Genomic DNA, 26,532 nt, shown 5'->3' on the forward strand with positions numbered 1-26,532 from the left:
CGCTCGGTACACGGTGCGTCAGGACTCGGTGCGGTCTGTGTGGTACCCATCCGCTTCGTGCGGTCGACGCTCCGCGTCGCGTTAGGATCCGGTCATGGCGAACCTTCGTGAGGCACAGAAGCAGATGACCCGTCGTCTGCTGCTGGAGTCGGGAATCGAGCAGTTCAAGGCGAAGGGGTACGCCGTCACCACGGTCGACGACATCGCGACCGCCGCGGGTACGACGCGGGCGACCTTCTACGCGTACTTCTCCTCCCGCAGCGAGCTGATGCAGGCCCTCATCGACGAGCAGCTGAACGAGGTGCTGCAGCGCGTCGGCTCGCCCGAGCACGGTTCCACCGCGCAGGGCCTCGTGGCCACCGTCGCCGACGGATCGCCGGAGGCGATCACGGACTGGCTGCGGCGTACCGCCGACAGCTGGCCGGCGATCTGGCCCCTCATCCGGATCGGCCGCGACGCCGCCGTGGTCGATCCGGAACTCACCGACCTGGTCGAGCGATGGATGGAGGAGGCCATCGGCGACATCGAGGACGGACTGACGGCGGCCGGGCGCCTGGAGCCGTATCAGCGCCACTTCCGGGGTGTGCTGGCGATGGCCGAGCTCGACTTCGTCGCGCAGAACTGGCACCGCGCGGAGTGGAAGCTCACCCGCGACCAGATGCTCGAGGAGCTCGGGACCAGTTGGGTACGTCTGCTGCACTGAACGAGGCCGGGGACGCCGGCACGATGCCCGCTGCACTGAACCGGGGCGGGGCCACCGGCACGACACCCGCTGGACTGAAGCAGGCCGGGGTAAGCGGCACGACGGCGGGCGTCGAACAGCAGCGCCCGCCGTCGTGGTTCACAGGCTCGCCGCGGCGTCGAACAGCAAGGCCCGCAGCCATTCGGTGAAGTACTGATCGGTCAGGCGCGGGTTCCATACGATGTCGATCCCGAGCCCCGGGAGCGGGAACGGGAACTCCTCGATCCGCAGCTCGGTGAGCGCCCGCATGGCGGTGGCCACCTGGAACCGCAGGAGCGCGACGCCGCCCCCGGCCCGGGCGACCAGGAACGGCACCAGCAGGAAGTCGGAGATCAGCTGACCGACCCGGTAGGTGACCCGGTGCTCCTCCAGCAACGCGTAGGGGAAGACACGCCGTTCGGTGTCGACGACGATGTGCCGCTGCGTGGTGAGGAGTTCCAGAGCGCTCGCCTCGGGCGGGGTGTCCGGCGAGGCCACCACCACACAGCGGTCGTTGTACAGCCGCTCGCGCGGGTACGGCGAGAAGTGGCCCTCGGAGAGCAGCACGACGTCGACGCCCCGGTCGGTGAAGGTGGCCTCGGTCGGCACCGTGATCGTGCGCACGCGCAAGGTGGCGTGCGGGGCGCGCTCGGCGACGAGCCGGGTCAGGTGGGGGCCGATGACGAACGCCGTGCTGTTCGTCATGGCGACCGTGATGACGCGCCGGTCCGTGGCCGGGTCGAAGCTCGGGAAGTCCACGATGCGTGCCGTCTGCTCCAGGGCGCTGCGCAACGGTGCGATCAGCTCCAGTGCGTGCGGGGTGAGCGTGACGCCGGTGCCCTGCCGGACGACGAGGTCGTCACCCAGCAGCCGCCGCATGCGGGTGAGGGCGTGGCTCATCGCCGGCTGTGAAAGCCCGACCCGTTCCGCCGCCCTGGTCACCGATCCCTCCTCCAGGAGCGCGAGAAGGGGCACCAGCAGATTGAGGTTGACCGAGGCCAGCCGGTCCAGCCCCGAACGTGTGGTGCCCTCTTCGCCGTCATTCATGGACCAGACCTTACGAGTCCGCCCGGGCCGTGCGGCGCAGCCGGGGGATCGGGATCCGGTAGTCGAGCGCCACGGCCGCACCGCTGCCGTCGGCGTGGGTCCAGCGCATCAGCGCCGGCTCGCCACCGGGTCCGCCGTCGACGTAGACGGGTTCACCCACCAGCGGCAGAAAGCCCACGGCCTTCAGACGCAGTCCGAACTGCTCGGTCCAGAAGTACGGCTGGAGCCGGAGCGCGGGTGCGTCCTCGCCGTGGACGAGTGCCCGGGCCGCGGCCTTCGCCTGCTCGATCGCGCTGCTCCACAGCGGGAGACGACGCAGACCGTGCGGGGTGGGGAAGGCCGTGAGGTCGCCCACGGCCGCGACGTCGGGACGGACGAGCCCGCGCGCGTCGACCGGGATGACGCCTCCCTCGGGGACGAGTCCCGTGTCCGCGAGCCACTCCGTGTTGGGGACGTCGCCGACGGCGGACACGAGAAGCTCCGCTTCGAGGGCTGTGCCGTCGGCGAGTACGGCCCGGGCGTTCTCCCCGGACCCTTCGATCCGTACCGCTCCCGACTCCACGAGGATGAGCCCCCGTTCCCGCGCGGCCGCGGTGAAGACGTCGGCGAGGTACGGGCCGAGCTGCCCGGCCAGGGGCCGGCCCCGGGAGACCAGGGTGACCCGGCAGCCGGCGGCCAGGCACCCGGAGGCGATCTCCATCCCGAGCGGGCCCCCGCCGACCACGACGACCGACGGCCCGGCCGCCAGCCGGCCGCGCAGCCGGAGGGCGTCGTCGAGACCCCGCAGGGTGAGCTCGCCGGACAGGGCGGACAGCCGTCGTGACCGGGAGCCGGTGGCGAGGACGACACGGTCGTACGGCAGGGCGGTGCCGTCATCGAGCGTGACGAGCCGGCGGTCGAGGTTCAGCCCGGTCGCGCGTACGCCCAGGAGTTCCGTCGCCCCGTGCCCGGCCGGAGGCAGTTCGTGCGACGTCGTGTCGGTGCCGTCGAGCAGCAGCGCCTTGGAGAGCGCCGGGCGGCTGTACGCCGGGTGGGGTTCGTCGCCGACGATCGTCAGCTCGCCGTCGAAGCCGGTCGCGCGGAGTGTGTCGGCGGCGGTGAGCCCGGCGATCCCGTTGCCGACGACCACCACGCGGGCCGGCCCGGCGCCGCTCACGCGATCCTCAGCGCGGCGACCGGGCACACCCGGACGGCGGCGTTCGCCGGGGCCGTGTCGGCGCCGTCGATCTCCTCGCGGTCCAGGACGAGCTCGCCGTCGTCGTCGAGGTGCATGAGCTGCGGCGCGGCCTCCTCGCACAGGCCGTGGCCCTCGCAGCGGGGGCGGTCGAGAACGATCCTCATGCCGCGACCACCTCCAGGACGGGGAGCTCCTCGATGCTCCGGGTGATGTTGCCGGGAACGCGGACCTCGGGCCCGACCACGAGGCGCTGGACACGCCGGGACAGCGCGTCGATCACGGCGTGGGCTTCCAGCCGGGCGAGTCCCTGGCCCGCGCAGCCGTGCGGGCCGTAGCCGAACGAGAGGTGGTCGACGGGGTTGCGCTCGACGAGGAAGGTGTCCGGGTCCTCGAAATGCCGTGGGTCGCGGTTGCCGGCGCCGAAGAGGACGGCGACCTGGGCGCCGGCGGGGATGACGGTTCCGTCGATCTCGACGTCCTCGGTGGCGCGGCGGCCCCAGGCGTGCACGGGGGACCAGAAGCGGAGCACCTCGTTGAACGCCGCCGGTACCAGCGAGGGGTCCTTGCGGATCTGTGCGAGCCGGCCGGGATGCGAGCCGATGAGGGCGACGATGTTGCCGATCGCCGCGACCGTGGTGTCGATCCCCGCACCGAGGTACTGGTGGATGATGGCGCCCGCCGAACCCGGCGCGATGGCGCCGCGTGCTTCGGCGTCGAAGATGCCGCGCCCCACGGAACCCTCGGCCAGATCGGCGGCGCGGACCTCGGAGCACCAGGCGTAGAGCTCGCCGGCGATCGGGAAGCTCTCCGCCGTGCGCCGGTTCATCGGACCGATGACCTGCATGGCGGCCTGCCCCCAGCGCAGCATGTTGGCGCGTGCCTGGCCGGTGAAGCCGATCAGGTCGGCGACGACCTCGAGCGGGAACGCCCGGGCGAGGGCGTCGATCGCCTCGAAGCTGCCCTGTTCGACGAGTTCGGCGACCAGCGCGTCGGCCTTGGCCTCGATCCGCCCCTTCAGCCCGCGCAGCGCGCGCGGGGAGAGGTTCTCGGTGAGGGTGGCCCGCAGTGAGGTGTGCGCCGGTGGATCGGACGCGAGCGAGGTGCCGCTCAGGGCCTCGTTGACCATCGGGTTGAACCCGATGGAGTCCGAGGAGAACGACTGCCAGTCGGCGAGGGCGCCGCGGATGGCTTCGTACCGGGTGAGCACATGGACGTCGTTCCGCCGGAGATGGACGACCGGGCCCAGTTCCCGCAGCTCGGCGTAGACGGGATAGGGGTCGAGCACGACCTCGTCCGCGAAGAGGTCGATATCGGAGGCACATGGAGTGGTCATGCGGCCAGTGAAGTGGCCGCGCTCGCATCCAACAAGTGAATGATTGGCATGCGGTGGCATGCAGAAAATCGATGAACGCCCCTGTAGTGGCGACCCTCGGCACACCCTTGGATGAATATTTTTTCTAGGTGTCTGATTCATTGACGCCATGTAAAGCGAATGGCTACGGTGAGGCCAGCCACAAGGTGCGATGCACCCCACCCGTACATGTGAGGGCAGGCATGAGCGTCAAGACCAACACCGTGAACACTGTTCTGGGGCCGGTGCCCACCGAGGATCTGGGGGTCGTCTCGGTCCACGAGGCCCTGCTGTCGGTGGTTCCGGGTGCGGAGTACGCCTTCGACATCACCATCGACCGCGCGGAGGTCTTCGAGACCCTCGCCGCGAAGCTGACGGACTTCCGGACCCAGGGCGGCGGCACGATCGTCGACAGCACCGGGATGTTCCACGGCCGGGACGTCCGGCTCTACGAGGCCCTCTCCCGCGCGACCGGCGTACATATCGTCGCTTCGACGGGACAGGGCCCGGAAGAGATGCTGGGCGGCTACTTCCTCACGCCGCAGACCAACCCGCCGACGCCCTGGCCGGCCGAGAAGTTCGCCGACCTCTTCACCCAGGAGGTCACCGAGGGCATGGTCGTCCCCCGCGTGGAGCGACGCGCCGCCGCCGGCCTGGTCGCCACCGTCGCGACCCCCGCGGGTATGACGGCGACCGACGAGAGCCTGCTCCGCGGCGCCGCCCGGACCGCCAGGGACACCGGCGTCGCGCTCTCCGTCCGCTACGGCGACGACGCCCTGCACGACCTCGGCGTCGCCCTGGACGAGCAACTGCCTGCCGACCGCGTCGTCGTCGCGGGACTCGACCGCAAGGACGCCGTCGTCGCCGGCGCACCCCAGGAGGTCGCCCGCCGCGGCGCCTACGTGGCACTCGACCACGTCGGCGTCCAGGACGAGGCCCACATCAGCGACGCCGAGCGCGCCGCCCTGGTCGCCGGCCTCGTACGGTCCGGCCACGGCAACCGGGTCCTGCTGTCCAGCAGTTCGACCGGAGTGGCCAAGGGCCATGCCGGCAACGGCCTTCCGTACAGCTACGTCCTGACCACTTTCGTCCCGCTCCTGAAGGCACAGGGCGTCGGCGACGAGGACGCGCGGCGGATTCTCGTGGACAACCCGCGCGACCTGCTGTCGGTGAGCTGAGCGCACCGACCCGCACGACCATCAAGTCTCTTCATTCAAAGGTGAGTGCTGTGTCGAGAGTGAACACCGTCCTCGGGACGATCCCGGCCGAGGAGCTGGGCCTCGTGGCCATCCATGAGCACATTGGCTACGGCATGCCCGGCTCCGAGCTGGACACGAAGTGGTGGAAGTCCCCCGAGCAGCGGTACGAGGAGACCGTCCCGAAGCTGCGCGCGTTCCACGAGTACGGCGGCGGGACGTTCGTCGACGCGACCGGGATCTGCAACGGCCGTGACGTCGACTACTACAAGTCGCTCTCGGCGAAGACCGGCGTCCACATCGTCGCCTGCACCGGCTTCGTCGGCGGCGACACCGCGCTGGCGCACTTCGCCCGGGCCGATGTGGACTACCTGAACCGGCAGTTCGTCCACGAGATCACCGTCGGCATCGGCGGCACCGGCAGCCGCGCCGGTGTCATCAAGGTCGGCGTGAGCCGCGGCGGCCGCATGACGGACCTGGACAAGCGCATCTACCGCGCCGCGGCCCGCGCCTCGCTCACCACGGGCGTCCCCGTCCTGACCCACCTCGCGATCGACGCGGAGAACGCCATCGCGATCTTCAACGAGGAGGGACTGCCCCTGGACCGCGTCCTGTTCGGACACGTCGACGACGGCGTGAACGCGGACAAGACGCGTGACGTCTGGATCGCGGAACAGGGCGGACGCATCGGCTTCGACACCTTCGGTTACGAGACCGAGCTGCCGGACCCGCCGTTCTGGGCCCGCCCCCGCCAGGAACGCCTGGACCACTTCCTCCGGTTCATCGGAGACGGGCGCCTGACGCAGGTCCTCGCCTCCGCCGACGCCAACTGCAGCGCGCTGGGCTGGCCGGGCGTCAAGGGCCACACCGTCAACTACCTCTTCGAGGACCTCATCCCGGACCTCCGCGCCGCGGGTCTCGACGAGGCCGCGATCAAGACGATCTTCGTGGACAACCCGGCCGACTTCCTCACCATCCAGAAGTAGAGAGAACCACCATGCAGCTCTCAGACCTCAAGAACCTCAAGATCGCCATCGTCGGGGCCGGGTACGGCGGTGCGTCGGCGGCCAAGGCGCTGAGCCTGCTCGGCGCGGACGTCAACGTCTACGAGCAGGCGAACCAGATCCGTGAGGCCGGCGCCGGCATCGGTCTGCGGCCCTCCACGATGAACCGGTTCCGCGAGTGGGGCATCTTCGACGCGATCGCGAAGGTCAGCTCGCCGAGCGAGGCCTTCGAGATCCTCACGCCCACCTGCGACCGGATCATGAAAGAGGAGTGGCCGGTCGCCGGCGAGCAGACCCGCACCCACCTCATCCACCGCGGTGACTTCATCGACGCTCTCCTGGGCGTGCTGCCCGACGGCATGGTGCACCTCGGCCACAAGCTGGAGAGCGTCCAGGACAACGGCGACGGCGCCGTCCTCACCTTCGCCAACGGCGCGAGCGTCGAGGCCGACCTGGTCATCGGCGCGGACGGCATCAAGTCGGTCGTCCGGCGGGAGCTGTTCAGCGACAAGGAGCCGGTCTTCTCCGGCGAGCACGCCTATCGCGCCGTCATCTCCGCCGACGACGCCTACGGGATGGTCGTCGACGACAACCTCCGGATGTACATCGGCCGGGGCACGAAGATCTATCTGCTGCCGCTGCGCCACCGCAACCAGGTGTCGTTCGACATCACCGCCCTGTGCCCGGACGGCACCTGGGTCCCCGAGGTCACCAAGGACGACCTCCTGGCGACGGTGGAGGGCTTCGACGAGCGCCTGGTGAACATCACGCGCGACCTCGACATGGACACCGTGAACATCCGCGCCGTCTACGACATCGACTCGATCGACACATGGCACTCGGACTCCGTCGTCCTGATGGGCGACGCCGCCCACTCGATGCTGCACCACCAGGGCCAGGGCGCGAACTCCGCCGTCGAGGACGCCGGAGCGCTCGCCGACGCCCTGCGGGACGCGGACTCCGTGAAGGAGGCGCTGGCCCTGTTCCAGGCCACCCGGAAACCGGTGACCGACCAGTTGCAGGCGGTCTCGCGCCAGGGCTGGAGCGAGGACGAGATCGACGAGGTCTTCCCCGGGCAGAAGCCCGCTTCCGCCGGCGCGAAGGGCTGACGTCATGACGCTGCATCCCGAGATCGCCTCGTTCATCGCCGGTCTGCCGGCCCCCGCCCCGGGCCCGCTCGACCCCGTCGCCATGCGCGCCGGGGACGAGGCACACGTCCCGCCCCTCGACGAGCGCCTGCCGCTCCACGCGGTCGACGACGTGACGGCACGGACCGCGGCCGGCGACGTACCGGTGCGGATCTACACCCCCGCCGAGGCCGACAGCTACGGCGTACTCGTCTACTTCCACGGCGGCGCGTTCTTCCTCGGCAGCCTGGACACGCACGACCACGTCGCGCGTTCACTGGCGAAGGAGACCGGACTCAAGGTCCTCTCCGTCGGCTACCGCCTGGCACCCGAAGCCGCGTTCCCCGCCGGTCTCGACGACTGCTACGCGGTCGTCCGCTGGGCCGCCGAGGAGGGCGGGAGCCTGGCCTGGGACGGCACGACGCTCGCCGTCGCCGGCGACAGCTCCGGCGGCACCTTCGCCGCCGCCGTCGCGGCCAGGGCCCACGACGACGGCTTCCACCGGATCACCCACCAGATCCTCTACTACCCGTCACTCGACCTGGACTTCGACACCGACCGCTACGCCTCGCTGCGCGAGAACGCCGTGGGCTACGGCATGGAGACGGCCGGGCTGAAGCCCTTCAACGCCTTCTACCTCGACAGCGGCGCCGACCCCGCGGACCCGCTCGTCTCCCCGGTCAAGCGGACGGACCTCACCGGGCTGCCGCCGGCGCTCGTCGTCACCGCGGAGCACGACCCGCTGCGCGACGAGGGCGAGCTCTACGGACGGCGGCTGCGGGAGGCCGGCGTGGACGCGACGGTGAGCCGGTACGACGGGGCGGGCCACGGGTTCGTCCAGCACTTCTCCTGGCTTCCGGAGTACCACCGGGTGTTCGACGAGACGCGCGCCTTCCTCGGCCGGCACTGACCCGGCCGCTCCGCCCCACGTACGAGTCCGGAAAGAGAAGACCATGTCGCACGCAGTCAACGTCCATCCCCTGTTCTCGCCGTGGGGCCGGTTCGGCCTCTACAGCTTCTACATCGACGCACCCGAGCCGGCCATCGTCGACACGGGGATCGCCTCCTCCCCGGCCGAGGGGATGGCGCCCGCCCTGGAGGCGATCGGCCGGCGCATCGAGGACGTGCGCTGGATCCTGCTGACCCATGGTCACATCGACCACATCGGCGGGGCACACGCGCTGTGGGAGCTCACCGGCCGCCGTGCCCAGGTCGTCATCCACGAGGCCGACGCCCCGATGCTCCGCTCGCGGCGGGCCCACGTCGACGAGTACCTCGCCGGGCGGGGCCAGTACCTCGGCCACCCCGAGGGCGAGGCGAAGGTCACCGCGGCCACGCAGGCCGTCATCTCCGGCGAGATGGAGCCCTCCCTGCTCGTCAACGGCGGGGAGACCCTCTCCCTCGGCGGCGATGTCACCGTCTCGGTGCACGCGATCCCGGGCCACACCCCCGGATCGGTCGCCTACTGCCTCGACGGACAGCGTTCGGTGTTCGTCGGCGACGCCGTCCAGGTCCACGGGGCCGCCAACGGCTTCCCCGGCTACACGCACCCGGCGGCCTACCGCGCCGGACTGGAGTACGTGCGGGACGAGTTGCGTCCGGAACACCTGTACCTCGGGCACCCGTACCGCCGTGCCGACGGCACTCCCTACGGCGTCGAACTCGACGCCGCCCAGGCGCGGGAGGCGCTGGGCCAGAGCCTCGAAGCCGAGCACCGGGTCGGAGCCGCGGCCTGCGGCTGCCTGGAGGCCGGCCTGCGGGAGACGGCATCCCCGTACTCCCCGTTCGCCCCCGCAGCCGAGGAACTCGGCTACACGGGTGACCCCACGCTCGAACCGTCCCCGTTCTTCACCTCGATGCACGGCTACCGCACGCAGCACCACCAGAACTCGTAGCACAGGAGCTTCGCACCATGACCGACTACCAGACGATTCAGGCGGGCGGGCAGAAGATCACCGTCCGCAAGGATCTCCGCGTGCCGATGCGCGACGGTGTCGTGCTCGCCGCCGACACCTACAGTGGCGTCGACGACAAGCCGCGTCCGGCGCTCGTGGCGCTCAGCCCGTACGGCAAGGAGCTCCAGGCGCTCGCGCTCACCACTCCGCCGCAACGGCGTCCCAGCCCGATGTGGGACGGCTGCATCGAGGCCGGTGACATCGCGCGCGTCGTCCAGGAGGACTACGTCCACGTCATCGGCGACCTGCGCGGTTCCGGGGCCTCCGAGGGCGAGCACATCGGCAACTACAACGCCGGCGGGGTCTCGCTCGGCCAGGACGCCTACGACTTCATCGAGTGGGTCGCGGCGCAGCCGTGGTGCGACGGCAACGTCGGCATGATCGGCATCTCCTACTTCGGCTCGATGCAGGTCCTGGCGGCGGCGGAGCGTCCCCCTAGCCTCAAGGCGATCTTCGTCAGCGGCGGGCACTACGACTTCTACGAGACCACGTACCACGGCGGCATCATGTGGTTCATGCCGCGCGCCGCCCGCGAGGGCCGCGGCGGCGACTCCGGCTGGGCGTTCACCGACGGCGTCAAGTCCCGCATGCTGGAGACGTTCTCGCCCGAGGAGATCAAGGAGCGCGTCGCGAGGCGGCTCCAGGACCCGGACGTGGCCGCCTGGCCGAACCTCTTCCATGTGCTGAACTACCCGAAGAACCATGAAGCCTGGTTCGACATCGTCATGAACGAGGTCGACGGCGAGTGGTACGAGGAGCGCAACCCCCTCACGCTCGCGCCGAACATCGACATCCCGGTCTGGCTCCAGATCGACCAGGGCCGCGGCTGGACGATGGACGGCACCATCGAGACCTACCACGCGCTGAAGGGCCCGAAGAAGCTCGACATCGGCCCCTACCCGCCGATGCAGTCGCGCCCCTTCATCGAGGAGCACGACAAGATGTTCCGCTGGTACGCGTACTGGCTCAAGGGCATCGACAACGGGATCATGGACGAGCCGGCCGTCACCGTGCACGTCGAGGGCTCGCGCGAGACCGTCACCGGCGCCCAGTGGCCGCCGAAGGACGTGACGTACGAGTCGCTCTACCTGCGTCCGCGCCGCAAGCTGTCCTTCGAGCCGGAGCTCATGGGCGCCGAGCACGCCGCGCCCGACGGCTTCTACCAGGCGCCGCTGACGGTGACGGACAAGGTGGAGATCCTCGACTGGAGCACCGAGCCCTTCACCGAGCCCACCGAGATGATCGGCCAGGGCGCGGCGCACCTCTTCGCGGAGATCGACCAGCCGGACACCAACTTCATCCTGCGCATGTGGGACGAGGCCCCGGCCGGCAGGCGTCAGCTCATCACGACCGCCTATCTCAAGGCCTCGCACCGTGAGCTCGACGAGGAGCGCACCACCAAGGGCGACCCCTACCACCCGCACACCCGCGCGGTGCCCGTCGAGCCGGGGAGGATCGAGGAGTACGTCCTGCGTGTCTACCCGTTCGCGGCGACCTTCCTGCCCGGGCACAAGCTGGTCGTGGAGCTGTCCAACGACGAGCCGCTGGCCGACGAGCACAACGCGCTGCTGCCGCCGGACGCCTTCCACCTGCCGGTGGGCCGGCCCGTCACGCACAAGATCTACCGCGACGCGGCGCACCCCTCGCGGCTCGTGCTTCCCTTCACGAAGGGCCCGGGGCCGTCCCGAGGGTGACCGCGCAGCGGAAGCCCCCGTGACCGGTCGTGCTGTCGGGGGTGTTGGAGGTCCGCGCGGCGACCCGGTAGCGGTTGCAGTACGAGCGGTGGCACAGGTACGAGCCACCGCGCAGCACACGGTTCTCGCCGTGCGGCGGCCCGGCCGGGTCCGAGCGGGTCTCCGGCCGGGCCTCGGCGTGCCAGTCGGCGCTGAACCGGTCGGCGCACCACTCCCACACGTTGCCCGAGGCGTTGTGGAGGCCGAAGCCGTTGGGGGCGTACGCCTTGGCGGGCGCGGTGCCCGTGAAGCCGTCCTCGCGCGTGTTGCGTACGGGGAAGTCGCCCTGCCAGATGTTGCAGCGGTGCCGGCCGTTCGGCGTCAGCTCGTCGCCCCACGGGAAGCGCGCCCGGACGAGTCCGCCGCGGGCCGCCTTCTCCCACTCGGCCTCGGTCGGCAGCCGCTTGCCGGCCCAGCGGGCGTAGGCCGTCGCGTCGTTCCACGACATGTGGACGACCGGATGGTCGCGGCGGTCTCCGACCGAGGTGCCCGGTCCCTCGGGGGCACGCCAGTGCGCTCCGGCCACCGCGCGCCACCAGGGGGCCCCGGGCACCGTGCCCGGCAGTACGGCGTGGCGTGCCTCCGGCGGGACGAAGGAACCGAACACATAGGACCAGCCGATGAGTTCGGCCTCGGTGCGATAGCCGGTGGCCTTGACGAAGACGGCGAACCGGGCGTTGGTGACACAGGCCGCGTCGATGTGGAACGGGGCGAGCGTCACCTCCCGTACCGGCCCCTCGCCGTCGGCCGGGAAGGCGTCCTCGTCCTCGCCGCCCATCAGGAACGGCCCGCCCGGCACCGCCACCATGCCGCGCAGCAGCTCGGCGGGGCGGCGCTCGGGGACGACGAAGTCCGCCGGGGGAGCGGTGAGGGTGGCCGTGACCGGCACCGCGCTCTCGCGGGCGGGCCCGCAGCAGGCGCTCATCGCGGTGCCCCCGGGTCCAGCAGCTCCGCCAGGTCCTGGCCGGTGGTGCGCAGCAGCAGCGCCACCCCGCCGAGCGCGGCCGCGTCGCCGCCCAGCGTCGAGCCGCGCACCTCGATCGTGCGGGGCGCGGACGGGAGGGAGAGCGTGGCCAGCTGTTCGCGGATCGGCGTGAGGACGAGCGCGTCGAGGGCCGCCGGTTCCCCGTAGACGACGATGCACTCGGGGTCGACCTGCGCGGCGAGTGCTGCGAGCACCCGGCCCGCGACGACGGCGGCGTTCCGGATCACCTCGCCCGTCTCCGGACTGCCCTCGGCCGCGAGTGCGATCAGTTCCGCGGCGTTCGCGGCGCTCACCCCGCGATCGGCGCAGGCGGCGAGCAGCGCCGGGATGGAGATGAGCCCCTCCAGGCAGCCCCGGCCCCCGCAGTGGCAGGGCTTTCCCTCGGGGTCGCAGCTGGTGTGGCCGATCTCCCCGGCGGTTCCGTGGGCCCCGTGCACCAGCGCGCCGTGGACGACGAGTCCGCCGCCGACCCCTTCGGACCAGCGCAGATAGACCGCGTTGTCGATGCCGCGTGCCGCTCCCCAGGTCACCTCGGCGAGGGCCGCGAGCCGGGAGTTGTTGTCGGTGAGCACGGGGGCGTCGAAGTGCCGGCCCAGTTCCTCGGCGACATGGCCCGCGAACGGCGTCATGGTGTGCCGGTCGCCGGAGGCCGGGTTCTGTACGAAGCCCGGCAGCCCGAGACCGATGCCCGCGACGGGGGCGAGGCTGATGTTCTCGCGCCGCACCAGTTCCTCGACGGCGCGGATCGCCTGCGAGGCGCGTTCGGCCGCTCCGCTGTCCGCCGGGACGGGGGCGCTGTGGCGGCCGACGATCTCGTGGGCGCAGTTGGCCACGACCACATGGATGTGGTGGCGCTGGAGATCGATGCCGATCAGCTCGGCGCCGCGGGAGTTGAGCGAGATCTCCAGGGCCGGCCTGCCGCGCCCGCGCGGCTGCTCGGTGTCGGGGGCCTGCTGCTCGATGACGGCCTTGCGCTCCAGCAGATCGGACACGATCGCGAACAGGGTGGTGCGGGAGAGACCGACCCGCGCCTTCAGCTCGCCGCGGCTCAGCGCGCCCGACCTGCGCAGTTCACCGAGTACGGCGGCTTCGTTCGCCCTGCGCAGGCGCTGGAGGGCATCGGTGCGTTCCGTCATGGACGCATGGTCGATCGGTCAAGGGGTTTCTGTCAATGCACCGGACGAATTCACGCAATGTTTATTCCCAAGGGTTGACGTAAAAAAGCCGCCGTCCCTACAGTTCCGGTCAATTGCCTGCACCGGCACGCGTCGAGGCATCGCCGGACCCGCGTGCCGGCCGGCTCCCCGGCAGCACCATGAGCGACCACCGAAAGGGCGGCCCGAGTGGCTCCGCGCAACGTCCTGTTCCTGATGACCGACCAGCACCGGGTCGACACCCTCGGCTGTTACGGCAACCCACTCGTCGACACCCCCGCCCTGGACGCACTGGCGGCCGAGGGAACCCGCTTCGACCGCTTCTACACCCCGACCGCGATCTGCACCCCGGCCCGCGCCTCGCTCGCCACCGGACTCCACCCCTTCCGCCACGGCATGCTGAACAACCCCGAGCGCAACGGCGGGAGCAAGGACGAGCTCTCCGACGACGACCCCATGCTCTGGGCCCAGTTGAAGGACCGGGGCTACTCGGTGGGCCACGCCGGCAAATGGCACATAGGACGCGAGCGCGGCCCCGAGTTCTACGGCCTGGACGGCGAACACCTGCCCGGCGCCCTCAACCCCGTCCACCACCCCTCGTACGAGAAGTGGCTGGAGGACAACGGGTTCCCGCCCTTCTCCGTGAGCGAACCCGTCTTCGGGACCGCGGCCAACGGCACCGGCCGCGGCCACCTCATCGCGGGCCGGCTCCAGCAGCCCGCCGAAGCCACCATCGAGGCCTTCCTCACCGACCGCACACTCGGCCTCCTCGACCGCTACGCGGCCGACTGGAAGGCCAGCGGCACACCGTTCATGCTGTCCTGCCACTGGTACGGCCCGCACCTGCCCTATCTGATCCCCGACAGCTACTACGACCTGTACGACCCCGACGACGTACCCCTGCCCGCCTCGATGGCCGAGACGTTCGCGGGGAAGCCCGAGGTGCAGCGCCAGTACAGCGCCTACTGGTCGTCGGACGACTTCGACGCCGCCGCCTGGCGCAAGCTGATCGCCGTCTACTGGGGCTACGTCACGATGATCGACCACCAGGCCGGCCGGCTGATCGAGGCCCTCAAGGGTCATGGCCTGTGGGACGACACCGCGGTCTTCTTCACCGCCGACCACGGCGAGTTCACCGGCGCCCACCGGCTCAACGACAAGGGCCCGGCGATGTACGAGGACATCTACCACATCCCCGGCATCGCCCGGATCCCCGGCGCACCCGCCCAGGTCAGCGACGACTTCGCCTCCCTCGTCGACCTCAACCCGACCATCCTCGAACTGGCCGGGGCGCCCGTGCCCGAACTGTGCGACGGCACCAGCCTGCTCCCGCTGCTGCACGGGGCCGACTCCGACGGCACCCGCGACGAGATCGTCGCCGAGTTCCACGGCCACCACTTCCCGTACTCCCAGCGCATGCTCCGCGACCGGCGCCACAAGCTCGTGCACAACCCGGAGAGCGTGCACGAGTTGTACGACCTGGAGACCGACCCGCACGAACTGCACAACGTGTACGACGCGCCCGCCTACGCCGGGGTCCGGCGCGACCTCACCGTCCGGCTCTACCGCGAACTGCTGCGCCGCGGCGACCCGGCCTACACCTGGATGAGCTACATGGCCGACATCGGCGGCGACCGGGCAGCGGACGTCGACGGCGTCGCGGAGGAAGTGGCATGAAGACACCCGTCGACGCTCCGGTGGAGCGCCGGTCCGAGCGCGCGGACCCGGACGACGTGAAAAGCCCGAAGCGCACGGGCAGTACGGGGAAGAAGGCGCGGACAACGGGCCGGATCACCGCCGTCCTGCTCGGCCTCGCCTCCGCCGCCCTGGGACTGCTCGTCTGGGTCGTTCTCGCCAACAGCGGCATCGAGGGCTTCCCCGGCCCCGTCGCCGTGGGCCGCCGGGCCGGTGAACTCATCGCCGACGGCACCCTGTTCGAGGACGCGGGTGCCAGCCTCAAGCGCGTCCTCATCGGCTACGTCCTCGGTGTCGTCCTGGCGGTGCCCGTCGGATTCGTCATGGGCTGGTACCCCGTCGTCCGCCGGCTGATCGAGCCGTGGCTGCAGTTCTTCCGCATGGTGCCGCCGCTCGCGATCATCCCGCTCGCCATCGTCCTCATGGGCATCGACGAGACCCCGAAGATCTTCGTCATCTTCCTGGCCTCGTTCCTGTCCTCGGTCGTCTCCACGTTCCAGGGCGTCGTCGCCGTCGACGTCACTCTCGTCAACGCGGCCCGGGTGCTCGGCGCCCGCGACCCGCAGGTCTTCCTCGGCGTCGTCGTGCCGGCCTCCACCCCCTTCATCCTGGTCGGCATGCGGATCGGGCTCGGCGCCTCCTGGGCGACCGTCGTCGCCGCCGAACTCATCGCGGCCCAGGGCGGACTGGGCTTCCGGATGCAGCAGGCACAGCTCTACTACGACCTGCCGACCATCTTCGTCCAGCTCATCGCGATCGGCGCGATCGGACTCGCCATGGACCGGCTGCTGCTCGTCGCCGAGCGCAGGCTCACCCACTGGCAGGAACGGCGGTAACCATGCCCACCATCCAATTCAACGACGTGACACGGGACTTCGCGGTCAAGGACGGCGACTTCCTGGCCCTGGACCGGGTGAACCTCGACATCCAGGACGGCGAGTTCGTCACCGTCGTCGGCCCGTCCGGCTGCGGCAAGAGCACCCTGATGAACATCGCCGCCGGACTCCTCGACGCCACCGAAGGCGAGGTCACCGTGGACGGCGTGGCCGTCCACGGCCCGGCTCCCGAACGGGGCGTCATCTTCCAGCAGTACGCGCTCTTCCCATGGATGACCGTCACCGCCAACGTCGAGTACGGCCTCAAGGTCGCGGGCGTCAAGAAGGCGGAGCGCCGGCGCCGGGCCCGCGAGGTCATCGAGCTCGTCGGCCTCACCGACTTCGCCGACTCGCTGCCCAAGACCCTGTCCGGCGGCATGAAACAGCGCTGCGCCATCGCCCGCGCCTACGCCGTGGACCCCAAGGTCCTCCTCATGGACGAGCCCTTCGGCGCGCTCGACTCCCTCACCCGGGTCCGTATGCAGGAGTCGCTCCTCGACACCTGGGGCCGCGACCGGCGCACCGTCATGTTCATCACCCACGACGTCGACGAGGCGGTCTTCCTCGCCAACCGCGTCGTCGTCATGGCGGCCCGCCCCGGCCGCATCCACACGATCATCCCGGTCACGCTGCCCTATCCCCGTACCGAGGAGCAGCGCCTGTCGCCCGGATTCGCCGAACTGCGGGCCCAGGTGTGGCACGCCGTCCACCACCAGCCCGCCCCGCTCGAAGGAATGGTGTCATGAAGTCGATCCCCGCCGTACGCCGCCGAACCGCAGGTCTGCTCATGGCCCTGGCCCTCCTCTCCACCGCCACCGCCTGCGGCGACGACTCCACGGACGCCGCCGGCGGAGCGCAGAAGGTGAAGTTCGGCTATATCGCCGACTACAGCGGCTCCGTCGCCCTGGCCGTCGCCCAGAAGCAGGGGCTGTGGAAGAAGGCGGGCATCACCCCCGATCTGAGGGTCTTCACCAACGGCCCGCTCCAGGTCACGGCCCTGGGAACCGGAAGCCTGGACTTCGGCTACCTCGGCCCCGGCGCGCTGTGGCTGCCGGCCTCCGGCCGCGCCTCCATCGTCTCCGTCAACATGCTCGGCCTCGCCGACCGCGTCATCGCCCGGCCCGGATCCGGCATCGAGAAGCCGGCCGACCTCAAGGGCAAGAAGGTGGCCGTCGCCGAAGGCACCTCGGGCGACATGATCCTCAACCTCGCGCTGAACGAGGCCGGTCTGAAGCCGGACGACATCAAGAAGGTCGCCATGGACGCCTCGACCGTCGTCACGGCGTTCTCCTCCGGGCAGGTCGACGCGGCCGCCACCTGGTACCCGCTGATCGACACGATGAAGAAGAAGGTCCCCGACCTCAAGGAGATCAGCGAGACGCAGGACTACTACCCCAAGATGACGTTCCCCAACGTGTTCGTCACCCAGCCGAAGCTGGCCTCCGGCAACCCGGAGCTCGTCAAGAAGGTCACCGGGGTGCTCAAGGAGGCGGGCGACTGGATCGCGGCGCATCCGGAGGAGTCGGAGACGGTCGCAGCCGACTTCCTGAAGCTGCCGGCCGACCAGCTCAAGGGCTCCACCCAGTACGTGAAGATCCTTCCCTCGGCCGAGCTCACGAAGCTCACCCAGGACGGCACGGTCGACGGCTGGTTCGACGAACTGGCCGGCGTCTTCAACCGGATGGGAAAGCTGCCGAAGGCGGGCAAGGCCTCGGACTACTACCTCGGTGACCTGTACACCGCAGCCGGAAAGGCGGACCGCTCATGACCGACGCCTCGCACGAAGACCGCACCATCGCGCCGAGCGCGGTGAGACGGCGTGGACTCCTGGTGGGAGCGGCCGGCCTGGCCTGCGCCGCCCTCCTGCCGGGCCTCACCGCCACGCAGGCCTCGGCGGCCCCGGCCGGCGCCCCGCTCAAGGTGGCCGCCGGCGGCCGGGCCAAGGCCACGGTGCTCTGGTGGGGCGGGGGCAGCGCGGAGTTCGCCGCCACCGAACTACGCGACTACCTCCACCGGATCACCGGGGCCCGGCTCCCGCTGCGCGCCGTCCCCGACCCCGGCGCCGCCCGGCCCGAAGGCGTCACCGGCTTCGTGGCCCTGAGCGCCGGAACCGGCGGAGGGGCCGGGATACCCGAGGCCGGGCTCGCGGACGCCGGCCGGGAACTCGCCGGCGCGCCGGAGGACTCCTTCACCCTCCTCGGCGACGACACCTGCCTCCTGCTGACCGGCCGGGGCGGCCGGGCGCCGCTGTACGCCGTCTACGCCCTCCTGGAACGGACCGGCGTACGCTTCTTCGCCCCGGCCCTCCCCGCGTACGAGGGCCATCACGAGCACGTCCCGCACACCCGCGTCCTCACCCTCCCCGCCGTGCGCCTCACCGACCGTCCGGGCTCGCAACTGCGGCGCCAGTACGCCGAAGAGGGCTTCAGCCACACCGCGAAGAGCCTGCCGCCGCTGCTCGACTGGATGGCGAAGAACCGGCTCAACACCTTCGTCTACCCGACCGACTACCTGGGCCTCGGCGTCACCACGTACGACGGTGTCCGCGGCGTACTGGTCCGTGAGGCCGGCAAGCGCGCGCTGACCATCGAGACCGGGGGCCACGGCTACGACAGCTTCCTGCCGAAGGCCGACTACCCGCAGTACTACGCCTCCGGCGGGCCGCTCTTCGACATCTACAACCCCGAGGCCCTGGACGCGTACGTGGCCAAGGTCGTCGCGTTCCTCCGGGAGCGTCCGGAGATCACGGTCTTCGACTGCTGGCCGCCGGACGTCGGCGCCTTCCAGAAGCCGATCCTCGACCGCTACGGCAGCCCGGCCAACGCGGAGTCGGTGGTAGTCAACGAACTGGTCCGGGTGCTGCGCCGGGAACTGCCCGGGGTCCGGGTCGAACGGATCGCGTACGCCTCCACCGTGCGGCCCCCCGACCCGGAGTACGCGAGCGACCCCGAGGTCATCGTGGACTTCGCCCCGTACTCCCGGAACTACGACGGGCACCTCGGCGATCCCGCGATCGGCGCGAACGTCTCCTTCGCGAACAACTTGCGCGCCTGGCGCGCCACACACCGGGGCCCGCTCGCGATGTACGAGTACTACCGGCGCTACCGCTGGCGCAGCCTGCCGGTCCACCCGCTCGCCACCATCGCGGGCGACGCCGGCTTCGAGGCGGGCCTCGGGATCAACGGCTACGGGATGTACAGCGAGCCGGGCGACTGGATCACGTACGAACACGTCCAGAACCTGTTCGCCGCGCTGGCCTGGGACAGCACCCTGGACGCCGGCGCGTACCTCGACGGCTACCTCCGGGCGCGCTTCGGCGCCGGTGCCGCGGCGGCGATGGGGCGCTACTACGACCTCACGCGTTTCGACCCGGACACCCACGGACCGGCCGTACTCACCACGAGCTACACCCAGGCACGGGCCGCGCTCCAGGAGGCCGCCGGGCAGGTGACCGGGGCCGCGCCCCGCACCCTGCTCGACCGGCTGACCCGGAACCTCGACATCGCCTTGGCCGATATGAGGGTCGGCCTGGCTCCGGCCGGCAGCACCGAACTCGACGCGGCCCGGCAGGAGTACCGGGCCCTCGTGCACCGCAACCGGTTCACCGGCGTCTGCCTGCCCCACATGCAGGCCTGGTGGCGGTGGAACGGCCCGCAGGGCCAGGCACCGTACGACGACGCGCGGATCCGTCAGACGGTCGTCGACACCTACGCGAGCCCGGCGGCGGGCTTCGGTAACCCGGGCCTCCTGGCGCTCGAACCGGCCGGTGACTCCGTGCCGCTGGACGTGGAGGCCCAGGACGTCGACTTCACCGGCCACACCGTCCACTGGTCGGCCACCGCGCCGGACGGCGTGCTCGTGGAACCCGCCCGCGGCACGCTGACGGTGCGGGGGACCCGGGGCGGGGTCCAGCGGGTGGCCGTGCGGGCCACCGCCGACGCGGTGCCCGGCACCGGCCGGATCACGCTGGACTTCCGGCTGGCCGACGGGACCCGGCTGGTCCCCGCCGACGTGGAGGCCGTCGTCGGCTGAACCAACCCCACGGCTCACCACGACCGGTCGCACAGCCCACGGAACCGCACCACGAGCACTCCAGCGAAAGGGCGTTCATGACGAAACACCCCCACCGGCCGCGCGCGTTACAACGACGCGCCGCCGTCGTCGGCGGCCTGGCGACCGGCCTCGTGCTGTCCCTCGCCTCACCGCTGCCGGTCTCCGCGCACACCGCGGAGCCGGCGGCGGCACCCACCGCCATGGCCACCACCCACCGCTTCCCGGGCAACGACAACCGCCCCCACGTCGTTGCGTGGGACGAGAAGTCCCTGAAGGTCGACGGAGAGCGGCTGGTCGTGTGGTCCGGCGAGTTCCACTACTGGCGGCTGCCGAGCCCCGACCAGTGGCGCGACGTCCTGCAGAAGCTCAAGGCATCGGGCTTCAACGCCGTGTCGCTGTACTTCTTCTGGGGCTACCACTCCAGCGCGCCGGGCTCCTACGACTTCACCGGCGTCCGCGACATCGACCGGCTCCTCACCATGGCCGAGCAGGAGGGCCTCTACGTCATCGCGCGCCCCGGGCCGTACATCAACGCCGAAGTGAGCATGGGCGGTCTGCCGCCCTACATGAGTACGTACGCGGGCGAGCAGCGCACGGCCGATCCGCAGAACCTGGCCGCCGACCTGGAGTGGCTGAAGGCCGTCAACGGCATCATCGGCAGGCACCAGATCACCGACGGCGGCGGCAGCGTCATCGCCTACCAGGTCGAGAACGAGCAGGTCGACAACGCGCCCCAGCACATCGACTACATCGAGAAGCTGCAGGGCGCCGTCGTCGAACAGGGCATCACCGTCCCGTTGTTCCACAACGACTACGGCAACGGTCACGGCTGGAACGTGCCCGGCGGCCCCGGCGGGTCCCAACTGGACCTCTACGCCGTCGACACGTATCCGCTGGGCTTCGACTGCGCGGGCGGGCGGGGACAGCTGAGCGACTACGAGTCCCGGGTCCGCGGCTACTCGCCCGGCACGCCCGTCTTCATCGCAGAGGGTCAGGGCGGCGCGTTCACGGCCTGGGGCCGCGACTTCCAGGCGAGCGACTGCGCGAAGTTCACCGACGCCGCGTTCACCCGCCAGTTCGCCGTGAACAACCTCGCCAACGGGGCGACCCTGTTCAACTCCTATATGGAGTACGGCGGTACCAACTGGGGCTGGACCGGCGACCCCGGCTCCGGATTCACCTCCTACGACTACGGGGCGGCGATATCCGAGAACCGTACGATCACCCCGAACCTCGCCGTCCAGAAGGAGTTCGGCTACCTGCAGCACGCGGTGAAGCCGATCGCCTCCGCCGGCGCCGTCACCGCCCCGCCGGTCACCGCCACGGGCGGCGGCCCCGTCAAGTCCCAGCAGCGCCTGTCCACCGAGGACGCGGCCGGCACCTCCGTCTCGGGCCACGGCATGCGGCTGATCACGCTGCGGCACCCCGACTCCAACGACACCACGACCAGCCGCGTCACCTTCCCCCTGGACCTGGCCACCACGGCCCCGTCGACCGCGGAGTACCCGCGCGTTCCCCAGAAGCCGGGCACCGCGATCACCGTCGACGGCCGTGATGCCACGACCCTCGTCGCGGACTACGCCTTCGGACCGCACCGGCTCGTCTACTCGACCTCACAGGTGCTCACCCAGCTGAACGCCGGCCGCGATCTGCTCGTCCTCGACGGTGCGAGGGGCACCGACGGCGAGACCGTGCTGCGCTACGCGGAGAAGCCGGAGGTCACCACCCTGGACGGGGCGCCGGTGGAAAGCACCTGGGACCCGGAGCGCAAGGACCTGCGGATCAACTACGTGCACGACGGCACCCGGACCGTACGCGTCTCGGGCGGCGGCCGGGTCCTCACCCTCGTGATCTCCGACCGGCAAGCCGTCGCCGGCACCTGGCAGCTCGACGCCGGGGGCGTCGAGGTCCTGGTCGTCGGGCCGGAACTCGCCCGTACCGCCCGGGTCACAGGCACCCGGCTGGAGCTGACCGGCGACACCCGGAAGGCCGGACGGCTGCGTGTCTTCGCCCCCGCCGGCGTCACCACCCTCGCGTGGAACCACCGCCTTCTGCGGACGGTCCGGGACGCGGCGGGAGCGCTCGTCGCCGATCTGCCCGGCCCCGCGGACGTGGCGCTGCCGGTCCTGGACACCTGGCGCACCGCCGAGTCCGACCCGGAACGAACGACCGCGTTCGACGACTCGGGCTGGACGAAGGCGGACCGGACCGCGGCCGCCAACCCGCGCCACGGACCCGGCGCGGTCTCCGGCGTCGTACTGGACACGGACGAGTACGGATTCCACGAGGGCGACACCTGGTACCGCGGCCACTACACACCGGCCGCCGAGGGCGCCTCGGTCAAGGTCACGGTGAAGACCGGGACCGCAGGCCACGCCCTGGTCTGGCTGAACGGCCACTACCTCGGCGCCCAGGGCGACGGCACCGCCACCCATACGGTCCCGGCGGGACTGACGGTGCCGGGCAAGCCCGCCGTACTGGCGGTCCTCGTACGGAACATGGGCCAGTACGAGGACTGGAGTTCCGACGGCCGTTCCAAGGGCGGACGCGGCCTGGCCGACGTCGACATCGCCGGAGCGGGCCGGGTCGACTGGCGGATCCAGGGTGCCCTCGACGGCCCGGACCCCGCCGACACCGCCCGCGGTCTCTACAACAACGGTGGTCTGTACGGAGAGCGCATGGGCTGGCACCTGCCGGGCGCACCGGACGCGTCCTGGGAGCGGACCGGCGCCCTCAAGAGCGACCGCCCGGGTGTGCGGTGGTACCGCGCCACCGCCCGGCTGAACCTGCCCAGGGGAGCGGACACGGCGGTCGCCCTGCGGATCGACGATGACAGCGCGAAGGCGGACAAGTACCGCGTCCAGCTCTTCGTCAACGGCTGGAACACCGGGCAGTACGTGAACAACGTCGGTCCGCAGAAGGAGTTCGTCATCCCCGCCGGCTTCCTGAAGGCGCAGGGCGACAACACCATCGCGCTGGCGGTCACCGCCGAACAGCCCGGTGTCGGACCCGACTCGGTCGAGCTGGTGAACCAGGGCACCGTGCTGGGAGGAGTCGCGGGTACGCAGAACACGGCACCCGGCTACGCGGCTGTCGCCGCACGGCGCGCCGCGCGGTAACCGGCCCGCAGCCCGCGCCGTGCCCGTCCCGACAACCCGTCGGGACGGACACGGCCGGGTCCGCCCCGCCCCGCTCAGCCGAAGAGCTTGGCGACGAACGCCGCGAGATTCGCCTTCGTCCGGTCGATCTGCTCCTCCACGGTCAGCGACTCCTTGAAGCGGGCGCCCGAGGCCACGGCCTTCTTCCCCCGCACGTAGAGCGAGCAGGCCAGGTCGGTGCACATGTACAGACCGACCGAGTTGCCGTCACGCCCCGCCGGTCCCGCCTTGCGGGCGGTCTGCAGCGACACCCCGCTGCCCGGGTGCGTGGTCAGACACAGCGAGCACATGCTGCGGTGGAGGAACCCGCGCTGCTGGGAGGGGAAGCGCAGCGAGATGCCGGTCAGCCGGCCCTCGTGCTCGGTGACGATGTAGCTCCGCCCGGGGGCGGAGAGATCACGCCATCCCAGGAAGTCGAGATCGTCCCATGCCAGCTCGTCGAGATCGCGGGGCAGCGGCAGACGCCCTGCTTCTCCCTTGGAGCAGTTGACGAACGATGTGCGGATGTCCTGCTCGGTCACGGCCTTCATACCGACGACGCTAACGCCGCCTATGAGCCCTAGGCAAATGATTAATGGGTGTAGGGCTGAGGCTGAATGCTTTCGGCGCTCGCTGTGATGCCCCCGGCCGCGATGTCCAGCCGGTGCACGGGCGGGTGTGTGATCCCGAGGTCGGGGCGCCAGGCCGCGATGATCTGCGCCGAAGGGTCGAAGAGCGGCGCGGGCAGGTCCTCGGGCCGGATCCATTGCCAGGTGCTGATGAGATGGGGTTCGGTCACCCGCGCGGTGCCGTCCCCGATGGTCACCAGCGCGGCCATCGTGACCCGGTTGATCCCGTGGACCGCGTCGTGCAGCATCGCGAAGACCCGCACCTCGCGTTCGGCGGCCGCCAGCCCCGTCTCCTCCCGCAGCTCCCGCACGGCCGCCGCAGCGATCGACTCATGCGTCGGATCGACCTTGCCGCCGGGCAGTTCCCAGGTGCCGCTGTGGTGCCGCCCGAGCAGGATCCGCCGCTGCCCGTCCTGCACCAGCACCCCGACACCCAGCGCCGCCTGGGCCAGGGGCGGGCGGGAGTTGCGGGCGGGGACGAGTTGCGGGCGGGGACCGTGTCCATGGTGCTCCTCATGCAGTTCGGTGACCGGTACGAGGCATAGAGCGTACGGGCGGGGGGCCGGTACGCGCGGCTCCGGCCGCGGTCACACCGTCAGCCGCAGCGAGGTGGCCGAGATGCCGAGCCGTACGGTCTGGCCCCAGGTCAGCTCCAGCGCGTCGGTCTCCATGCCGTCGCCGAAGACCACCAGCCGGTCGGACTCGACGGTCAGCCGCAGTGCCTGACCGCTGCCCAGCTCGCCCGAGACGAGTGAGGTGCCCGTCGCCGGCGACGGCCACGCCTCCCGGACGAACCAGAGCAGCCGGGGGTCGGTCGGCGCGGGCAGGGTGAGCGGGCTGCGGCGTTCCTGCCACAGGGAGCGCAGCCATCCGGTGGCGCCGGTGCCCGRGCCGACCAGGACACCGGACGAGGCCTGCGGCTCGGCGGGGGAGTCCGCCGGTCCGGCGCCGAGCCGGTAGCGCGCCGTCTGGTGCCCGGACGGGCCGAGGTAGATCTCGTTGAGTGCCAGCAGCCGCTGGGTGTCGTCGGCCACCGCCTCCACCATGGTGAGCTCGTCCGCCGCGGCACCCGGCGCCACGGCCGCCCGCAGGAGGGCCGCGGCGTCGCCCGGCCGGTGGCGGACCAGGACGCCGGGGTTGCGGCCTGGGTCGGTGTCGATGCCCAGGACCGGCTGGCCGGAGAGGTACTTGGCGGCGTTGGCGACCAGGCCGTCCTGGCCGACGACGACCACCACGTCCTCGGGTGCGAACAGGAACCGGTCCAGATCCGCCCGCTCCACCCGCGAGTGGCGCCACTGGAGCGGAACGGCCGCCGCCACATCGGCCAGCGCCTGCTGGGTCCGTCGATGCCGCCCGGCCACCTCGTCGATGGACCGGCCGCGGCTGGAGAGGAAGAACGCCGCCTGGCCGTGCGTGCCGTGCCGGGCCAGCAATTCCTCGTACTCCGTGGTGCGGTGGACCAGGACCGCCCTCGGGGCCAGGCTCACGCCCGGGTCTCCGGCGTGGTCCGGCCGAGCTTGGTGAGCAGGCCGGTGAGGACGTCGGGGGAGAGGGTGAGGCTGTCGATGCGCGGCAGGTTCTCGGCGAGCCGGGTCGCGGCCAGTGCGTGCAGGGTCGCGGGGGCCACCTCTGCGTGCACCCGGAGCCAGGCCGCCTGGGACTCGGCACGGGCCGCGCCGACCTCGCGGGCCGCCTCCGCCTCGGCGCGGGCGAGGCGCACCGTGCGCGCGGCCTCGGCCTCGGCGCGCACTCCGTCGGCCGCCGCATGCTCCTCGGCCTCCCGACGGGTGTTGGTGCCGCGCTGCTCGACGAGCTGTTCCTCGCGCCGGGCGAGCTCGATCTGGCTGGCCAGTTCGTTCTCGGCGATCGTCCGCTCGCGCTCGACGGCCACGGCCCGGCGTTCGTAGGTGGCCCGGTCGGCCTCCTGCTGGATCTGCTCGCGGGCGGGGGTGCGCAGCGCCCGTTCGACCTCGGCCTCGGGGCGGATGGCGACGACGCGCACCGCCACCACCTCGATGCCGGTGGCGGGGAGCCTGGGCTCGTCGGCGAGGCCGGCCGCCACGCGTTCGCGTACGGAGGCGACGCCGTCCACCAGTGCGGCGGCCAGCGGGGTGCGGGCCAGGACGTCCAGGGTGTGCTGCTGGGCGGTCTCGGTCAGCAGGGTCGCGATCTGTTCCAGCGGGGCGCCGCGCCAGGCGCCGGTGTCGGGGTCGACGGAGAAGTCGAGGCGTGCGGCCGCTTCGGCCGGATCGCTGATCCGGTACGTGACGGTGGCCTGCACGGTGACGTCCTGGAAGTCGGCCGTCCGGGCGTGGAAGGCCATGGCCAGCTCGCGGTCGTTGACCGGGACCTCGGAGAGCGCGGCGCTCAGCGACCGGTACCAGAAGCTCAGCCCGGCCCCGTCGTGGGCGAGCCGGCCGCGCTTGTGGTGGCGGATGTGGGCGGTGGGAGCTGAGCGCAGATGACGCCAGCCGAAGCGCCGGGTGATGTCGGCCATGGTGGGACCCCCTTGTTCTCGTCATTGAGACGATATGGGGTCGCCCTGAATATCGTCAAGTGGACGAAAAGAAGGCCCGGGACATGGCGGGAAACGCGGACGGCCGGTGACCTCCGCAGAGGTCACCGGCCGGCCGGGAGGTGCGCCGCCCCCGTCCCCACGGTGCGGCGCGGGCGGACCGTCGTCATCCGCTGGG

Annotated in this window: 23 protein-coding genes; 13 read left to right on the plus strand and 10 right to left on the minus strand. The window is 71.2% G+C overall.

Translation table 11 applies throughout. The features are described from left to right. Positions 1-94: 94 nt before the first annotated feature. On the plus strand, positions 95-703 hold the full coding sequence (locus tag EAO72_RS11080; protein WP_148017082.1) for a TetR/AcrR family transcriptional regulator: 609 nt from the start codon (positions 95-97) through the stop codon (positions 701-703). A gap of 138 nt (positions 704-841) precedes the next feature. On the opposite strand, the gene EAO72_RS11085 is transcribed toward EAO72_RS11080, so the two are convergent. From EAO72_RS11085 to EAO72_RS11100, 4 genes are read right to left on the minus strand one after another with little or no spacing between them, the layout of a single operon-like run. Then, the gene (locus EAO72_RS11085) at positions 842-1,768 is read right to left on the minus strand and encodes a LysR family transcriptional regulator (protein WP_148017083.1); all 927 of its coding nucleotides are present in this window, start codon (positions 1,766-1,768) and stop codon (positions 842-844) included. Between the two features lie 10 nt (positions 1,769-1,778). Continuing rightward, positions 1,779-2,924, minus strand: coding sequence for an NAD(P)/FAD-dependent oxidoreductase (locus EAO72_RS11090; protein ID WP_261991417.1), 1,146 nt, complete (start codon positions 2,922-2,924; stop codon positions 1,779-1,781). Then, entirely contained in the window at positions 2,921-3,109 is a 189-nt protein-coding gene (locus EAO72_RS11095) for a ferredoxin (protein WP_148017085.1), read from the minus strand. Before EAO72_RS11095 ends, EAO72_RS11090 begins: the two co-directional genes overlap by 4 nt. Further along, positions 3,106-4,278, minus strand: coding sequence for a cytochrome P450 (locus tag EAO72_RS11100; RefSeq protein WP_148017086.1), 1,173 nt, complete (start codon positions 4,276-4,278; stop codon positions 3,106-3,108). Before EAO72_RS11100 ends, EAO72_RS11095 begins: the two co-directional genes overlap by 4 nt. Positions 4,279-4,499: 221 nt before the next feature. Here EAO72_RS11100 and EAO72_RS11105 point away from each other — a divergent pair, with 221 nt between their 5' ends. Genes EAO72_RS11105 through EAO72_RS11130 form a run of 6 tightly spaced genes read left to right on the plus strand, consistent with a single transcriptional unit; the run spans position 4,500 to position 11,272 of the window. Continuing rightward, on the plus strand, positions 4,500-5,474 hold the full coding sequence (locus EAO72_RS11105; RefSeq protein WP_148017087.1) for a phosphotriesterase family protein: 975 nt from the start codon (positions 4,500-4,502) through the stop codon (positions 5,472-5,474). A 50-nt stretch (positions 5,475-5,524) separates the two neighbouring features. Next, complete coding sequence (locus EAO72_RS11110; RefSeq protein WP_148017088.1) at positions 5,525-6,478, plus strand: phosphotriesterase family protein; 954 nt, start codon at positions 5,525-5,527, stop codon at positions 6,476-6,478. Between the two features lie 11 nt (positions 6,479-6,489). Continuing rightward, on the plus strand, positions 6,490-7,605 hold the full coding sequence (locus EAO72_RS11115; RefSeq protein ID WP_148017089.1) for an FAD-dependent oxidoreductase: 1,116 nt from the start codon (positions 6,490-6,492) through the stop codon (positions 7,603-7,605). Between the two features lie 4 nt (positions 7,606-7,609). Next, a complete protein-coding gene (locus EAO72_RS11120) occupies positions 7,610-8,533 on the plus strand; it encodes an alpha/beta hydrolase (RefSeq protein ID WP_148017090.1) in 924 nt (307 codons plus the stop codon). A gap of 43 nt (positions 8,534-8,576) precedes the next feature. Then, complete coding sequence (locus tag EAO72_RS11125; protein WP_148017091.1) at positions 8,577-9,518, plus strand: MBL fold metallo-hydrolase; 942 nt, start codon at positions 8,577-8,579, stop codon at positions 9,516-9,518. Between the two features lie 17 nt (positions 9,519-9,535). Further along, positions 9,536-11,272, plus strand: a complete 1,737-nt coding sequence (locus EAO72_RS11130; protein ID WP_148017092.1) for a CocE/NonD family hydrolase — start codon at positions 9,536-9,538, stop codon at positions 11,270-11,272. On the opposite strand, the gene EAO72_RS11135 is transcribed toward EAO72_RS11130, so the two are convergent. Together EAO72_RS11135 and EAO72_RS11140 are read right to left on the minus strand one after the other, a co-directional pair. Further along, the gene (locus tag EAO72_RS11135; RefSeq protein WP_148017093.1) at positions 11,241-12,236 is read right to left on the minus strand and encodes a formylglycine-generating enzyme family protein; all 996 of its coding nucleotides are present in this window, start codon (positions 12,234-12,236) and stop codon (positions 11,241-11,243) included. The two genes, EAO72_RS11130 and EAO72_RS11135, sit on opposite strands and share 32 nt — an antisense overlap. Next, complete coding sequence (locus tag EAO72_RS11140; RefSeq protein ID WP_148017094.1) at positions 12,233-13,432, minus strand: ROK family protein; 1,200 nt, start codon at positions 13,430-13,432, stop codon at positions 12,233-12,235. The genes EAO72_RS11135 and EAO72_RS11140 overlap by 4 nt, the downstream gene beginning before the upstream one ends. Before the next feature lie 207 nt (positions 13,433-13,639). Here EAO72_RS11140 and EAO72_RS11145 point away from each other — a divergent pair, with 207 nt between their 5' ends. The 6 genes from EAO72_RS11145 to EAO72_RS11170 all read left to right on the plus strand — a co-directional run bounded on the left by EAO72_RS11145 (position 13,640) and on the right by EAO72_RS11170 (position 23,192). Next, positions 13,640-15,127 carry a sulfatase-like hydrolase/transferase gene (locus EAO72_RS11145; RefSeq protein WP_148017095.1) on the plus strand — a complete coding sequence of 496 codons (1,488 nt, stop codon included), beginning with the start codon at positions 13,640-13,642 and terminating at the stop codon, positions 15,125-15,127. Continuing rightward, positions 15,124-15,981, plus strand: a complete 858-nt coding sequence (locus EAO72_RS11150) for an ABC transporter permease (RefSeq protein WP_148017096.1) — start codon at positions 15,124-15,126, stop codon at positions 15,979-15,981. Before EAO72_RS11145 ends, EAO72_RS11150 begins: the two co-directional genes overlap by 4 nt. A 2-nt stretch (positions 15,982-15,983) precedes the next feature. Beyond that, on the plus strand, positions 15,984-16,766 hold the full coding sequence (locus EAO72_RS11155) for an ABC transporter ATP-binding protein (protein ID WP_148017097.1): 783 nt from the start codon (positions 15,984-15,986) through the stop codon (positions 16,764-16,766). Continuing rightward, entirely contained in the window at positions 16,763-17,788 is a 1,026-nt protein-coding gene (locus EAO72_RS11160) for an aliphatic sulfonate ABC transporter substrate-binding protein (protein WP_148017098.1), read from the plus strand. The genes EAO72_RS11155 and EAO72_RS11160 overlap by 4 nt, the downstream gene beginning before the upstream one ends. Next, positions 17,785-20,052: a DUF4838 domain-containing protein gene (locus tag EAO72_RS11165; protein WP_148017099.1), complete on the plus strand. Its 2,268-nt coding sequence runs from the start codon at positions 17,785-17,787 to the stop codon at positions 20,050-20,052. Before EAO72_RS11160 ends, EAO72_RS11165 begins: the two co-directional genes overlap by 4 nt. Positions 20,053-20,129: 77 nt before the next feature. Beyond that, complete coding sequence (locus EAO72_RS11170) at positions 20,130-23,192, plus strand: beta-galactosidase (RefSeq protein ID WP_148017100.1); 3,063 nt, start codon at positions 20,130-20,132, stop codon at positions 23,190-23,192. Positions 23,193-23,266: 74 nt separating this feature from the next. Here EAO72_RS11170 and EAO72_RS11175 read toward each other — a convergent pair whose 3' ends face one another. The 4 genes from EAO72_RS11175 to EAO72_RS11190 all read right to left on the minus strand — a co-directional run bounded on the left by EAO72_RS11175 (position 23,267) and on the right by EAO72_RS11190 (position 26,336). Further along, entirely contained in the window at positions 23,267-23,761 is a 495-nt protein-coding gene (locus EAO72_RS11175; protein WP_148017101.1) for an FBP domain-containing protein, read from the minus strand. Between the two features lie 41 nt (positions 23,762-23,802). Then, the gene (locus tag EAO72_RS11180; protein ID WP_148017102.1) at positions 23,803-24,360 is read right to left on the minus strand and encodes a nucleotide triphosphate diphosphatase NUDT15; all 558 of its coding nucleotides are present in this window, start codon (positions 24,358-24,360) and stop codon (positions 23,803-23,805) included. A 66-nt stretch (positions 24,361-24,426) separates the two neighbouring features. Then, positions 24,427-25,326 carry a diacylglycerol kinase catalytic domain-containing protein gene (locus EAO72_RS11185; protein WP_148017103.1) on the minus strand — a complete coding sequence of 300 codons (900 nt, stop codon included), beginning with the start codon at positions 25,324-25,326 and terminating at the stop codon, positions 24,427-24,429. Continuing rightward, a complete protein-coding gene (locus EAO72_RS11190) occupies positions 25,323-26,336 on the minus strand; it encodes an SPFH domain-containing protein (RefSeq protein ID WP_148017104.1) in 1,014 nt (337 codons plus the stop codon). The genes EAO72_RS11185 and EAO72_RS11190 overlap by 4 nt, the downstream gene beginning before the upstream one ends. Positions 26,337-26,532 lie beyond the last annotated feature (196 nt).

The organism is Streptomyces sp. OR43, assembly GCF_008042275.1.
In the GTDB taxonomy this organism is placed as follows: domain Bacteria; phylum Actinomycetota; class Actinomycetes; order Streptomycetales; family Streptomycetaceae; genus Streptomyces.